11 protein-coding genes and 1 tRNA gene are annotated in these 13,553 nt (G+C 35.1%); 9 read left to right on the plus strand and 3 right to left on the minus strand.

Annotated elements, in window-relative coordinates; translation table 11 throughout:
- Window positions 1–305: 305 nt before the first annotated feature.
- From TY19_RS00195 to TY19_RS00210, 4 genes are all read left to right on the plus strand, one after another.
- A complete protein-coding gene (locus TY19_RS00195) occupies window positions 306–1,181 on the plus strand; it encodes a CPBP family intramembrane glutamic endopeptidase (protein ID WP_011175268.1) in 876 nt (291 codons plus the stop codon).
- An 11-nt stretch (window positions 1,182–1,192) separates the two neighbouring features.
- Window positions 1,193–2,425 carry a serpin family protein gene (locus TY19_RS00200; RefSeq protein WP_042278487.1) on the plus strand — a complete coding sequence of 411 codons (1,233 nt, stop codon included), beginning with the start codon at window positions 1,193–1,195 and terminating at the stop codon, window positions 2,423–2,425.
- A 263-nt stretch (window positions 2,426–2,688) separates the two neighbouring features.
- Complete coding sequence (locus TY19_RS00205; protein ID WP_042278503.1) at window positions 2,689–3,453, plus strand: Stp1/IreP family PP2C-type Ser/Thr phosphatase; 765 nt, start codon at window positions 2,689–2,691, stop codon at window positions 3,451–3,453.
- Window positions 3,431–4,573 carry a cysteine desulfurase family protein gene (locus tag TY19_RS00210; RefSeq protein WP_042278490.1) on the plus strand — a complete coding sequence of 381 codons (1,143 nt, stop codon included), beginning with the start codon at window positions 3,431–3,433 and terminating at the stop codon, window positions 4,571–4,573. Before TY19_RS00205 ends, TY19_RS00210 begins: the two co-directional genes overlap by 23 nt.
- Window positions 4,574–4,600: 27 nt before the next feature.
- Here TY19_RS00210 and TY19_RS00215 read toward each other — a convergent pair whose 3' ends face one another.
- Both TY19_RS00215 and TY19_RS00220 read right to left on the minus strand, forming a co-directional pair.
- On the minus strand, window positions 4,601–4,912 hold the full coding sequence (locus TY19_RS00215; protein ID WP_042278492.1) for a hypothetical protein: 312 nt from the start codon (window positions 4,910–4,912) through the stop codon (window positions 4,601–4,603).
- Between the two features lie 87 nt (window positions 4,913–4,999).
- Window positions 5,000–5,506 carry an NUDIX hydrolase gene (locus tag TY19_RS00220; protein ID WP_052354692.1) on the minus strand — a complete coding sequence of 169 codons (507 nt, stop codon included), beginning with the start codon at window positions 5,504–5,506 and terminating at the stop codon, window positions 5,000–5,002.
- Window positions 5,507–5,711: 205 nt separating this feature from the next.
- Here TY19_RS00220 and TY19_RS00225 point away from each other — a divergent pair.
- The 5 genes from TY19_RS00225 to TY19_RS00245 all read left to right on the plus strand — a co-directional run bounded on the left by TY19_RS00225 (window position 5,712) and on the right by TY19_RS00245 (window position 10,379).
- Window positions 5,712–5,793 (plus strand) — tRNA-Leu (locus TY19_RS00225).
- 513 nt (window positions 5,794–6,306) lie between these two features.
- A complete protein-coding gene (locus tag TY19_RS00230) occupies window positions 6,307–6,741 on the plus strand; it encodes a hypothetical protein (RefSeq protein ID WP_042278494.1) in 435 nt (144 codons plus the stop codon).
- Window positions 6,742–6,805: 64 nt separating this feature from the next.
- Window positions 6,806–8,203 (plus strand): Si-specific NAD(P)(+) transhydrogenase, encoded by a 1,398-nt coding sequence (sthA, locus tag TY19_RS00235; protein WP_042278496.1) that lies wholly within the window; start codon window positions 6,806–6,808, stop codon window positions 8,201–8,203.
- A gap of 163 nt (window positions 8,204–8,366) precedes the next feature.
- Window positions 8,367–8,861, plus strand: a complete 495-nt coding sequence (locus TY19_RS00240) for a hypothetical protein (protein WP_042278499.1) — start codon at window positions 8,367–8,369, stop codon at window positions 8,859–8,861.
- A gap of 309 nt (window positions 8,862–9,170) precedes the next feature.
- Complete coding sequence (locus tag TY19_RS00245; RefSeq protein ID WP_042278501.1) at window positions 9,171–10,379, plus strand: hypothetical protein; 1,209 nt, start codon at window positions 9,171–9,173, stop codon at window positions 10,377–10,379.
- Between the two features lie 57 nt (window positions 10,380–10,436).
- Here the strand turns inward: TY19_RS00245 and clpB are convergent, their stop codons facing one another.
- Window positions 10,437–13,043, minus strand: coding sequence for an ATP-dependent chaperone ClpB (gene clpB / locus TY19_RS00250; RefSeq protein WP_042278502.1), 2,607 nt, complete (start codon window positions 13,041–13,043; stop codon window positions 10,437–10,439).
- Window positions 13,044–13,553 lie beyond the last annotated feature (510 nt).

Consider the following 13,553-nt stretch of genomic DNA (forward strand, 5'->3'; position numbering starts at 1 on the left):
TACAAATTTTTTTTGAAGGCAATTATACACGATTAAAAGATTTTAAACAGGTTCTAAGAGAAATAAATTGTTCAAGATTAATTAACCAAATTCTTTCAAAGATTGCTCGCATTCTTTTTCGTGAGATAGATGAAGAGAGGAATGGTTAGGAGCTACTAATGTGGAATTAGTTTTAATGATTATTAAAATCCATGTAAAACTAGTCAACATTCACAGAATAATTTATATAAAAGAGTTTTTTGATAAAGGTCAACCCACATTATAATTAAATGCAATGAACCCATAACTACAAACGAGATTGACAGATGTTAGGTGATGTAGAACTTCAAGAACATATTCAACAACACGTGAATACATTAGCTTTTGGATTAATTTTAGCTATTATCACAGGGTATTTTGCATGGCATAAAGGGTTTTTTCGCCCTTTTCCCTTTACTTGTGTTCCTGTGATTAGCGGGAAAAGTGTTTTAAAAGGTTTCATGGCCTTTATTTTAGCAGAATTGATTGTATTTCCAGCTTTGTTTGAGGTGATAAGTCAAATTTTTTTTGATATTAGCTTACAACATTTATCTAGTATAGCGAAGGGATGGGTTAATGTTCTGATTATATTCGGAGGTTTTTTAGCTGTCTTAATGGTTTATTTTGACTTGAATCTTAATGTAAGATTGCAGATTTTTAAACAAACTCCCCTTGTTTGGTACAAGCAATTGAGTATTGGAATACAGGCTTGGCTAATTAGTTATCCTTTTGTGATGGTGTTAAGCCAACTGCTTGCAATTTTGATGTTAGTGATTTTTAAACAACCGGCTACAGAACAAATTGTTGTAGAAAATTTTAAACGCATTCTTTCAAGTCCTCTTTTAGTTTCAGTAACAGCTCTGGAAATTATTGTCCTTGTGCCTATTACAGAGGAATTTCTGTTTAGGGGGCTTTTACAAAATTGGTTGAAAAGTCAATTCAAACATACTTCTTTAGCAATTGGAATAACCTCTTTGATTTTCGCCCTGTTTCATTTTTCTACTAAACAAGGAATTACAAATATTGAATTGTTATTTTCTCTGTTTATTCTTTCTAGTTTTTTGGGATTCATCTACGAAAAACAACGTTCGTTATGGGCATCTATTGGACTTCACGGATTTTTTAATATGATGAGCGTCATTTTTATTTTAATGTCGAAATAAAAGGTAAACAAATGAAATATATGCGAGCGAGTGTATTTTTGTTGATTTCTATGATGAGTCATCTTTTTTCTCAAGAACAAGAGACTTTAACAAATGCAAAAGTTTCCACGGAAGACCAACATTTTAATATTGTCGTCGATGGCAATAATCGTTTTGCTTTTGCGTTATTACAACATTTAAACAAGCAATATAAAGGAAATATTGTTTGCTCTTCCTATAGTATTGCGTCTGGCTTATCTCGATTAGCTCTTGGGGCAAAAGGAACAACATTAAATCAAATTCGGCAGATTTTAAATTATTCTATGAATTTCAATCCTCTCATTGGTAGCTTAGATCAATTTTTTGTTACCATCCCTAAAGAAAAAAATGGATCTCAAGTTTTTTTAGCAAATTCAGTTTGGTTACAAAAAGATGTATCAGTCATCCCTGCTTATCAATATGCCTATAAAAAAATTTTTTTTTCAGAACTTCAAAAAATTAATTTTAAAGAAAACTCTGTTAATAGTTTAAAAGAGATTAATGATTGGACTCTAAAACAGACAGATAATCGCATTCATAATATCGTCAGCCCTCAAGCATTTTCAGAAAATAATCAATTCATTTTGACGACAAGTTTTTATTTAAAAGGGACCTGGAGAAAAATGTTTCCGGTAGGACAAACGACACATAAACCTTTTTATATTAACTCCAGTCAAGTCAGACAAGTAGATATGATGCATACGCTGGGTCAGTATCCAATTTTGATAACGGAAAAATTAACGGTGATTGAAATTCCTTATTTAACGCAAGAAGGTACTACTCCTGATTTTTCTCTTGTTATTTTACTTCCTAAAGAGAAGATGGGATGGCAAACAATTCTTGAAGAATTAAACTTAGAAAACTGGAAAAATTGGACTAAAAATTTGACTCCTCAGAGTATCAAGCTTAGTTTGCCTCGTTTTAGAATAGAGCAAAAATTGCAATTAAACTCTGTTTTACAAGCGATGGGAGCCAAAGAGTTATTTACTCCACAAGCTGATTTAACGGGAATCACTAGAGAAAAATTGCAACTTAATCACGCCATTCACAAAACGTTAATTCATGTTGCTGAAGAAGGAAGTGATTCCAAAGCTTGGGGGGTAAATATGGAAGAACCAGAAGATTCTTCAATGCAAGAATTACTGATTGATCATCCTTTCTTTTTTTTGATTATCGAACGATCGACGCATTCTATTTTGAGCATAGGGCGTGTTTTGCAGCCATAATTTTTTTAAAAAAGGTATCACTATCCTTAAAAAGTTTTATTTATTATGATGAGATAGATTTACGGTTGGTATAGGTAAGTCAACGATTGCGTCCAATGATAATAAAAAGTTGTAAAGCTCATTGACTTTTTTGAAATGAGAAGAAATTTGACTAATTTCGAATCAGTCTTAAAAGTATCTCAACGGTATTTTTTGTTAATAGAGATGTTAATGATTTTACGACTCCATTTTAGGTTTTACCTTTTATTATGGCTCTTCAAGGAATGTTCTATAAAACCTTAGTTTATGGCATCTCGGATGTTGGTCTTGTTAGGCAAAATAATGAAGATTCTTGGGGACAAATTCTAGAAGATCATTTTTTTGTTTTAGCAGATGGAATGGGCGGACACCGTGCCGGCGAAGTTGCTTCAAAGGAAGCTGTCAGCCAACTTTGCGCAAAGTTTAAAGAAAAATTCAGTCATTGCTCAAAAGATATCAAATCTTCTTTCGAAATGATTAAAGAATCCATTCAGGAAGTCAACTACAACATTTATAAAATGGGTCGCGAACAAGAAATACTTCGTGGAATGGGGACAACATTGTGCTGTGTTTGCCTACATTCGGAAGGGGTGATTTTTGGACACGTAGGAGATAGTCGAATTTATCGATTGAGAGATAACAATTTAAAGCAAATTACTCAAGATCATTCTCTGCTTCGAGAACTCATTGAATTAGGTCAGTTAAGCGAACATCAAGCGTGCGAATTTGCTTATAAAAATATTATTACTAAGGCAATTGGTACAGGACCTTATGTTGAACCTTCCCTCAAAATAGATTCCATTGAAGTAGGTGATGTTATTTTGATGTGTACAGATGGATTGAGTGATTTGTTAAGCATTCAAGACATTCAACAAATTTTATCAGATACTCCTGATGATGAAGTTACCAAAAAATTGGTAAAAGTGGCGAAATCGAGAGGAGGACACGATAACATCACAGTTGTTGTTATTAAAGTTCAGGGAAAATATGAATCGGCGAGTCTATCTTGATTGCAATTCTAGCACCGCGATTGACCCTCGCGTTTTGAAAGTTCTGATCCAAGAACTTCAAGAAGAAGAGGGAAATCCTTCAAGCGTTCATTATCACGGGCAGTTCTGTCGCAAAAAATTAGAAGAAAGTCGTCGAATAATTGCTCGCTTTCTAAAAGTCAAACCACAAGAAATTATTTTCACTTCAGGTGGAACAGAAGGAGCTAATCTTCTTATTAAGGGGGTTCTTCAACATTTTTCTTTGGGGCAGATCATTTCATCAAATGTCGAACATGCCTGCGTTGATGAAGTTTTGAAAAAAATGGAAAAACAAGGACATTCTGTCACGTTTCTTGAAACAGGTTCATGGGGCGCTGTAGATCCACAAAAACTAAAAGAAGCTATTGGATCTCAAACGCGACTCATTACTTTAATGGCTGCTAATAACGAAACAGGCGTAAAAACAGATATAGAAGCTTGTGCTGCGATTGCTCAAGAGGCTCAAATTCCTTTTATTGTGGATGGGGTTGCCTTACTTGGAAAAGAAATGTTTAATATTCCTAAAGGGGTATCAGCCATGTTTTTTAGTGGTCACAAAGTGCATGTCCCTAAAGGAATTGGTTTTTGTTTTGTTCGACAAGGGTTAAAATTAATGCCTCAGATAATAGGAGGGGGTCAAGAGCAAAATCGTCGATCAGGAACAGAGAATTTAGCAGGTATTGTTGCTTTAGCAGAAGGCATTTCTATTTTATCGGAAAGTCAAGAAGAGATTACTAATCAATTACGCTCAAGACGAGATCAATTAGAAAAGGGATTGATCGATCAATTAGATCAGGTGATCATTAATGGCGATGCTCCCCGTATCGCCAACACTTCTAACTTATCATTTGTTGGTATCGATGGAGAAACACTCTTGATGCAGTTAGACATGCAAGGGATTTCTGTGAGTCATGGATCTGCCTGCTCATCAGGAGCTCTTGAACCCTCCCGTGTCCTGTTGAATATGGGTTTTTCTAATAAACGTGCGGGATCTGCGATTCGCTTTTCTGTGGGCCGTATGACAACAGAGGAGGATATTAAACAAACGATTCAAGTTCTTGTTAAAACTATCACGAAATTTAAATCCAAATCTTTTACTTAAGACATGTTGAGGCATTGAAACAAGAACTTAGTGTGTTTGATTATCGGGAGGATAAAAAAAAACTTTTTTCTTTCCTTCAGGAACAAGACCTAATCCCTTCATTAGAGTAAGCTCTATCCAAGCTAGGTCGCTCTGACTATTAATTTGCCATTTTAAATCTTGTTGTTTTTGAAGAGCTTTCTGTTTTTCGTTTTGCAAAATGATTAGTTGTTTATTTAGAAGTAAGAAATCATGGTTTTTCTTTTTCAAGCCACTTTCGTACAAAATTGCGCACAAAAGCAAAAAAGTGATGACCCACCAAGAACGGATAAAAATTTCTTTATAAAAGAAAGATCGCATCAATGCCTTCAAGAATGATAGTTAATGAACAAAGTTTATTTCTTTTGGAAGAGGTTTGTCAAATGATAAAACTCGCGTTGAGTCACTTTAGTTTCGTTCATGTCTATTTTTAACCCATCTAGTCCAAGCATATTTAAGTAAAAAAAGCGGGTGTTGAAAAAAATACTTAAAGGTTGCCCAATACGTAATTTGAGTAAGAGGTTTTTTAACTAAAGATTTTGTTTTTAAACCCTCGTTTATCCAGTCTCGATGAGGATTAAATAAGCTAGAAGGAAGTGCATCAATGGAGAAAAAGGCAATATCACTCGTTTCATTTGTTAGCTGAGGGGTTCCTTCTCTCAATTTGCAAAGAAAAACAAAAGTCAAGGTTGCTAAACGATTAATTGGTGTATATTCAGCAACCTGCCTCATAACTTTGACCTTCAGATTGGTTTCTTCCCAAATTTCTCTCAAGACAGCATCAAAAGGCTTTTCTCCTATTTCAATTCCGCCACCTGGAAGCACCCAAACTGGCACATCTTTTCTTTTAACCAATAAAATCTTTTTTTCAGTTTGATCTAAAACTATTCCTATTGCAGCAGGGAGCATGGGCATACACTTATCTTAGGTAAATAAAAAATGTATATTTTATACTTTTGCTGAAAATATTACTAATTTGAATTGTTGTATTGACAGTTTTCCTCGTGAAATCAGGGAGAAAAGACAGCAAATAAATTTTCCTCTAGCAATATTGCGGTAAGGAGAAGTAACGATAGTATTGACAAAAAGTATTGTTTTTTATAGTCTTTATCATTCATCTGCCCAGATGGTGAAATTGGTAGACACGCCAGATTTAGGTTCTGGTGCCGTAAGGTGTGTAGGTTCGAGTCCTATTCTGGGCATATTACAGGACACTTTTTTAATTAGAAAATGTCCTTTTTTATTTTAAGCTACTTAAGTAGAATTAAAAATAGCTTTTTGCCTTTAAATTTTCAGTTTTAAAATATAAAATTTAGAGGCTGCCGTTTTTCCGCCCTCTTTAGAACTATTAAAGTTTTCCTTTGTCTGACGAGCAAACCTAAGCCCATGAAAAAGTCTTAGTATAATTTGTATAATCAAAAAATTTTACAAGGTTGGAAAGACATTTTTAGCTTTAGTGTTAAAACTCTATGTCTTGCAAGCATAGAATTTTTATCGTCAACCCTTCTTTAAATTTTTCTTTGCCAATAAAATTTTTTTGTATATGTGTATGTTTTATACACCTCTAAAATTTAGGTTGATTCTAGGCTGAAAAATCATTTGTGCTAAGAATTTTGATCCCTAAAAGTTCTAAATCAATTACTCAAACTTTTGTTATTTTCAATTGTGTCATTTTAATAAATTTGTTCCAAAATTCGTTGAATTTAGGAGATAGGATGTCAGATTTATTTCCATTAGACTCTTACACTCCGTATCCCTTGATATTTTCTCCTCAAAATCATGCCAAATCGATGAAATTGCATTCATTTCCACGCGTCAAACGTAGCGCAGCACAAAAATGTGACGGGGCTGAATGGTTACAAAAGAGGAGTCGATGTTCTTTTTTGCACAATGGGGAAATAGCGGAAGTTTTAAATAGAAAAGAGGCTCTCTCTGTTAAAGAAAAAACTTATTATAAGACGAGTTTATCACGACAGGGGGCATTTGATTACGCTAGGCGAAGCGATAAATTGTGCCAAAACTTTCAATGTCGAGGCCGGCCTATTTCTTCCTGGCTTGATTACATCTTAAAGGTAAATTTATTTTTTTGTTCTCTTCTATCGATGCTGAAGAGAGGTTTTTCAGCATCGATAGTTATATTAATTATTTGATGGATTTTTTCATTTGAACGCGTTATATCAAAGTTTTTTAGAGATTAATTGCTTATAAGGGATTATGGAAGAAATTAAAACAGATGTCGTTATTATTGGATCAGGGCCTGCAGGACAAAAAGCTGCGATTCAAGCCGCTAAGTTAGGAAAAAATGTCATTGTAATTGAAAAAGAGCCTGAATTAGGTGGTGCTTGTTTATACTCGGGAACTATTCCCTCTAAAACTTTTAGAGAAGCTGTTGTTGATTTAACCCGTTTCCATGATCGTCATTTTGCAGGAAAAGACTATATTCTTCCGAATGTCACAATTGATGAACTCAATGTTCGCCTTCATACCGTCATTAATGAAGAACGGAACATTATCACGAGGCAATTTAAAAAAAATAGCATTCGTGTTATTCAAGGATCAGCAAGATTTGAAAATCAACACACTTTAATTGTTGTCGATAATGATTTTCGGCTTAAATATCAAATCAAAGCAACAAGTTTTATTATCGCAACAGGCTCTAATCCTCGCAATCCTCCTGATGTTCCATTTGATCAACAAGTAATTTTAGATTCTACTACCTTGCTTGGTATCGGCCGAGTTCCTAAAAGCATGATTGTCTTGGGAGGAGGGATTATTGGATCAGAGTATGCAAGCTTTTTTGCAGCTCTTGGAACAGAAGTCACAGTAATCGATCGAAAAGATCATATGCTTCCTTTGTTAGACGCAGAAATCGGCATTCATTTACAAACAGCTTTGACAGATATCGGATTAAAATTCTTAGGAAAAAAAGAACCTGTAGAAATTTCAAGAGTAGAAGACCACGCCTATGTCAAATTCAAAGATGGTTCTTCTCTAGAAGCAGATGTTTTACTTTATGCATTGGGGCGACTTGCCAACATTGAAGCTTTACACGTCGAAAATACAGGAATTATCGTTGATGCGAAAGGCTATATTCCTGTGAATGCCTTATTCCAAACGGTAATTCCCCATATTTATGCGGTGGGAGATGTCATTGGAGGCCCATGTTTAGCCTCGACAAGTATGGAACAAGGACGTTTGGCTGCTCGCCACGCTTGTGGCGTTCAAACTCATCATTTTCCGACTTTTTATCCTGTGGGAATTTATACTATTCCTGAGATTTCGAGCTGCGGTTATACAGAAGAAGAATTAAAAGCGTGGGGATTTCATTATGAAGTGGGAAGAGCTCATTATTATGAAATTGCCCGTAGCCATATCGCTGGTAGCAATACAGGACTTTTTAAAATTCTTTTTCATGCCGAAACCTTAGAAATTTTAGGGGTTCATGTCATTGGCCGAAATGCCACTGAGGTGATTCACATTGGTCAGATGGGAATCAGTTTTCGAGCCCATATCGATTATTTTATTGATCACGTTTTTAACTATCCGACTTATGCTGAAGGGTATAGAGTAGCTGCGTTAAACGGAATAAATAAAATTAAATTTAAAAAATAATTGAATTTAACTCTTTGATAAATGCATTTGGTTTTTTTATATTTGTTTTTCCCCTTGAAATTCCACCTATTTACTGGCATCTTAAAACCTCAACGAAAATTAAACTGAACTTCGAATAAAAACTTCAGATTTTGAAGATTAAAGTCTATGAAGGTAGGCCTAAATGAACGATGCAGATAAAACTTCTCAAGAATTCAATCAAAACGATTCAAAAGAAAACATTGTTTATAAAAAGCCAGAATTTATCCTTATTGATGATAGAAAAGGTGGGCAAAGTCAAACTCATTATGATTCTGAAGGTAATCCTACCAACGATACAGAATCTTTACCATCGCAACGCCCTTTTCCATTACGATTCCTTTGCTTTTTAGGTGTTGTTTTTTGCCTTGTATTTGGTTTAGGGCTATTAGTAATTGCCAGTTTGGCTACTTTAGGCGCATTGGTTTTTCTTTTACAAAATCAAGAATTGAACCAAAGCGTAGCGACGCTATGGAAATTGTATGTCAATGTTGTCATAGCTGGATTAGGCTGTGTCATTGGCGTGTTTAATCCAGCGATAGGAATTGGATTAATGGCTGTTTATTTCTCTCTTTCTGGCGAGCATTCAAGTAGTGATTTCTTAAAGAATATCCTTAAACGTTTTTTTAAATTAAATTAATATTATCTTAAAAAATTAATTTTTGGGCTTTCCTTTCCCTTTTACATTTAAACCAACTTCCTCTCCAAACTTGCTGACTCATTTGGTTTGCCAGATCTTTTTAGCCTGTTTGGCATTCTATTTGCAACCTCAGGTTAAAAAACGTTGATTCGCTACAACAAAATATATGAAAACTCTATTAATTTAAATTTAAAAATTATTAATTAATAAAATATTTAATATCATATTAATTGATTTTTAAATATAATAAGTAATTATTACTTAATATTAATTATATTTAGTTTTGTAATTAATTTGTTAAGGGGGATTATGTTAACAGGAGATTATAATCATAGGCCAATTTTTACTCGTTCGCCTGAGCTTTCTCCTAATTCAGTAAATCCTAACACATCTCAAAAATCACAAACCGCAGAAAAAGACGTTGAACAGTTGGGAAAAGAAGAGAGTAAAGAAAAAAAAATAGGAGAAGTGTCGCAGTCTATTGACACGCATAAAATGCGGCAAAATATTATCAATTTTCAAACAACTTTAAGTGAAATTCTTGTCACTGATATGGAAAATGCTCCTTTATTACCAAAAGAAATGGCTTTAAATCCCACACAATTTAACACTTTTATCAACACAGCAATTGTTGATATTCCTCTTAGTGAGGCTGCCGCTAAACCTCCCATTAATTATAAAAAAATGCTCATTTCAATCGATTCCTATAAGGAAAAATTGGGAGCAAAAAGCGATGAAACAAGGCCTGATTTAAAATTAAATGAAACGTTCTTGTTTTTTTCTATGAACATTATTCGCAATTTAGTTAGCAAAGCCCTAAGAAACAACTGGGCTCCTTCTGCTTTATGGAATTTAGTGGGAAAAAAAATTGATTTAAAGGCCGAAGGGATGAGCAAATACGAATATATTTCACTGATGTTACAAGGGTGTGCAAAAGTAAAAGATAACTTGGATGAAATTAAGCGTCGCTTAATCGAGGATGATAATCCCCGTCAATTTGTGCAAGAAATCAGTGGTTTATCTATCCATACCGGACTGAACTCTGCTCAAACTTTGATAGAGAGCATAGAAGGGACTTTGAAAATCTTAGAAGAGCAGTTTGCTTACCATGAATCACAAGGGACTTTAGAAAAATTTTTTAATGAAGCTTTTGATGAGGATAATCTTTGTTTTGAAGCGCGTTCTAGGCATCTGCAAGAATATGCCAGTACACAATCCACAGAAGAAGGAGTTGAAATTGCTGATGTTAAGCTGATTTTAGATTATACAAAAGAAAGTTCATTCGAAAAAATTTTTGAAGAAGAGATAAAGGTCTTTAGAGAAAAGAAAATCCGTGAGGGGAGTTTAAGCAGCATAGACACTCCAAAAGCAGATGAATTTGAAGATTATTTGGTAGAAGAAAGGAAGATTTATGAAATCGAAGGAAAAGATAGTATGGAAGAAATCCGTCCATTTAGACAAGCAGATGTAGAACGATTAATCGCTTACTTTAGAGACGAAATCATGATTTTAGAATAAAAAAAGATTGTCTACAAACTTCTTCTTAATCGAGGCTTGTAGACAATAGGGAAATATTTAATTTTTTCCTCCAGCAAACGATTTAAATCGAATTGTGTTTCCTTCCAATTCAAGTTTGATATGGCTATGAGGAGGAATTTTACCTTCTAAGATTGCAGTCGATAACTGATTAATCACTTCTTGCTGAATATACCTTTTTAATGGGCGTGCTCCAAAATGAGGGTCATATCCTTCTTTGGCTAAGTGTGCCAATGCTTGAGATGTCCACGTTAATTCGACATCTCGATCTTTTAAACGCTTAGCAAGTAATTTCAGTTGAATGACGACAATTTTTTCCATATCATGTTCACGTAAAGGAACAAAAGGAAGGATATCGTCTAAGCGGTTAATAAATTCTGGGCGGAAATGTTTTTTGATTACAGGATCTAAGACCAACATAATTTCGTCTTTAGCAAGGCCTTGTTTGTTTTGCTCCATCTTTTCTAATAAGAGGTCAGATCCAATATTTGATGTCATGATGAAGAGGGCATTTTTACAATTGACTACACGTCCTTTACTATCTGTTAACCGTCCATCATCGAAGACCTGAAGTAAAATATTAAATACATCAGGGTGAGCTTTTTCAATCTCATCAAATAGGACAACGGCATAAGGTCTTCTTCGCAGCGCCTCTGTTAATTGCCCTCCTTCCTCATACCCAATATACCCGGGAGGGGAGCCAATCAATTTAGAAACGGTATGTTTTTCCATGTATTCGGACATGTCTAGCCGGATCAATGCTTCATCTTGGTTAAACAATTGAAAAGCTAATGCTTTAGCAAGCTCTGTTTTGCCAACGCCTGTTGGACCCAGGAAAAGAAAAACACCCATTGGTCGATTAGGATCACTTAGTCCAGATCTTGAACGACGAATCGCTTCACTCACAGCTGAGACCGCTATCTCTTGACCAACAACTCTTTTTTCAAGTTCGTTTTCAAGATGTAAGAGACGCTCAGCTTCACCCTCTAACATTTTATGAACGGGGATACCTGTCCATTTAGAAACGATTTGAGCAATGAGGGGTTCGTCTACTTCTTCCTGCAAAAGTCTATTAGGTTTGTTATTAAGCTGGGTCTGTGCTTCTTCTATCTCTTTTTGTAATTGAGGGATCAAATTATAGCGCAGCTCTGCTACACGGTTATAGTCGGCTTTGCGTTCTGCAGCTTCTTCTTCAAAACGCAATTTCTCAAGTTTGTCTTTTTTCTCTTTTAAAGATTCGATAATTTTTTTCTCTTGATCCCATTGCTCACGTAAAATTTTCAGTTCTTCCTTGATTTGAGCAATGCGCCCTTCTAATTTTTCTACTTCATTTTTAGCTAGGGGAGTGCTTTCTCGTTTCATCGCTTCTTGTTCCACAATTAGGCCCGCCAGCTCTCGTTCTTTATTGTCGATGGGAAGAGGACGGCTTCCAAGTTGCATGCGAATTAAGCTAGCTGATTCGTCGATCAAATCGATGGCTTTGTCGGGCAGACGACGATCTGTAATGTAGCGAGACGACAATAACACGGCAGCGTGGATCGCAGACTCTGTGATATGCACCCCGTGGTAAATTTCATATCTTTCTCTTAAACCTCTCAAAATTGCAATCGAGTCTTCTATGGTTGGTTCATTAACTAAGACAAGTTGAAAGCGTCTTTCAAGGGCAGCATCCTTTTCAATGTATTTTTGATATTCATTAAGAGTAGTCGCTCCGATGCAATGTAAAACACCTCTCGCAAGTGCGGGTTTCAATAAATTGGCGGCATCCATCGCTCCATCTGTCGCGCCAGCTCCAATTAAAGTATGCACTTCATCAATAAAAAGGATGATTTGCCCTTCGCTTTTCTCAATGTCTTGTAAAATACCTTTCAGCCTTTCTTCAAATTCTCCTCGGTACTTTGTACCGGCAATTAAACTTCCCATATCTAGCGCAAGTAGCTGTTTATTCTTTAAAGAATCGGGAATGTCTTGCTGGACAATGCGTTGAGCTAATCCTTCAGCAATCGCTGTTTTACCAACTCCCGGATCTCCAATAAGCATAGGATTATTTTTGGTTCGTCTACACAAAACTTGCATGGTTCGTCTAATTTCTTCATCTCTTCCAATCACAGGGTCGAGCTTACCTTGACGAGCCAGATCTGTGAGATTTTTGCAATATTTTTCTAGAGCTTGTAAATTTGATTCGGAGCTAGGAGAGTCCATATGACGATCACCTCGAATTTTTTTTATTTGTTCTTCCAGCTTTTCTAAAGAGATAGTAGTTTTCTTTTTCCAAGAAGCAAAAGGATCTCCACCATTTTTCCAATAGGAGATTAAAAAATGATCGCTGCTCGTATAAGTATCTTTCCAGCTTTGAGCGATATTTTGAGCATCGACAATGCGACTTTGTAGGCTTCTGGAAGGATTGGGAGCTTGTCCTCCACCCGAGTAAGTTGGTAAATGGTGAATATTGTCTTCTGTCTCTTGAAATAATTTTTGCGGATTTGTCCCCAACCCATTTAAAAGCGAGTAAAAATATCCTTCTTTATCTTTGAGAAAAGCCCATAGTAGGTGATTTTCAGTAACTTCTGTGTGATTTAAACGTTGTGCTTCTGCAAAAGCGGCTTGAATAGCTTCTGCAACATGATCTGTGAAATTTTGATTCATCTTTCACTCCAATGATAATGTTAATTTGAGAAGATAAGAAAAAAGTTTGATCGCAATCTCATTGTCCAAAAATTAAAGCAAGTGAACAATCACTTGTTCATCTAATCTTTGACTATTAAGTAAATAACTTTACTCAAAAAAAATCCACTCAAATCGCAAAGCCAGTTTTTTTATGGCTCAAAGGGAAAATATTTTTCTTCAAAAAGTTGTTTCCCAAATAAGGTCTTACTGTATAAAAATTTTTTATTTCTAAATCTAAAGAGAGCAAAATAAAACAGATTAGATGTTAAAAAGTTTTTATCATAATCGTTTAAACCAATAAAAGTATTCCCCATGTGTTCAAGTATCAACAAGGTTTCACGGATAATGCCACTATGCAATTAACAGGACGAGCTAGTTTAGAGCTTATCTACACTTATCATAAAGGATTTCAAACAAATAACGTGATCATACGGTAGTGCTAAATAGGTAAGGCTATTTCAATAAACTGATCTAATTTGATAGATTAAT

The sequence above is a fragment of the Candidatus Protochlamydia sp. R18 genome, from assembly GCF_000648255.1.
GTDB lineage: Bacteria > Chlamydiota > Chlamydiia > Chlamydiales > Parachlamydiaceae > Protochlamydia > Protochlamydia amoebophila.

Excerpts from the sequence above, each read along its gene's own strand:
- TY19_RS00210 (WP_042278490.1), top strand. The coding sequence starts at position 3,431 with ATGAATCGGCGAGTCTATCTTGATTGCAATTCTAGCACCGCGATTGAC.
- TY19_RS00205 (WP_042278503.1), top strand. The coding sequence starts at position 2,689 with ATGTTCTATAAAACCTTAGTTTATGGCATCTCGGATGTTGGTCTTGTT.
- TY19_RS00230 (WP_042278494.1), top strand. The coding sequence starts at position 6,307 with ATGTCAGATTTATTTCCATTAGACTCTTACACTCCGTATCCCTTGATA.
- TY19_RS00195 (WP_011175268.1), top strand. The coding sequence starts at position 306 with ATGTTAGGTGATGTAGAACTTCAAGAACATATTCAACAACACGTGAAT.
- TY19_RS00245 (WP_042278501.1), top strand. The coding sequence starts at position 9,171 with ATGTTAACAGGAGATTATAATCATAGGCCAATTTTTACTCGTTCGCCT.
- TY19_RS00220 (WP_052354692.1), bottom strand. The coding sequence starts at position 5,506 with ATGCCCATGCTCCCTGCTGCAATAGGAATAGTTTTAGATCAAACTGAA.
- sthA (WP_042278496.1), top strand. The coding sequence starts at position 6,806 with ATGGAAGAAATTAAAACAGATGTCGTTATTATTGGATCAGGGCCTGCA.
- clpB (WP_042278502.1), bottom strand. The coding sequence starts at position 13,043 with ATGAATCAAAATTTCACAGATCATGTTGCAGAAGCTATTCAAGCCGCT.
- TY19_RS00240 (WP_042278499.1), top strand. The coding sequence starts at position 8,367 with ATGAACGATGCAGATAAAACTTCTCAAGAATTCAATCAAAACGATTCA.
- TY19_RS00215 (WP_042278492.1), bottom strand. The coding sequence starts at position 4,912 with ATGCGATCTTTCTTTTATAAAGAAATTTTTATCCGTTCTTGGTGGGTC.
- TY19_RS00200 (WP_042278487.1), top strand. The coding sequence starts at position 1,193 with ATGAAATATATGCGAGCGAGTGTATTTTTGTTGATTTCTATGATGAGT.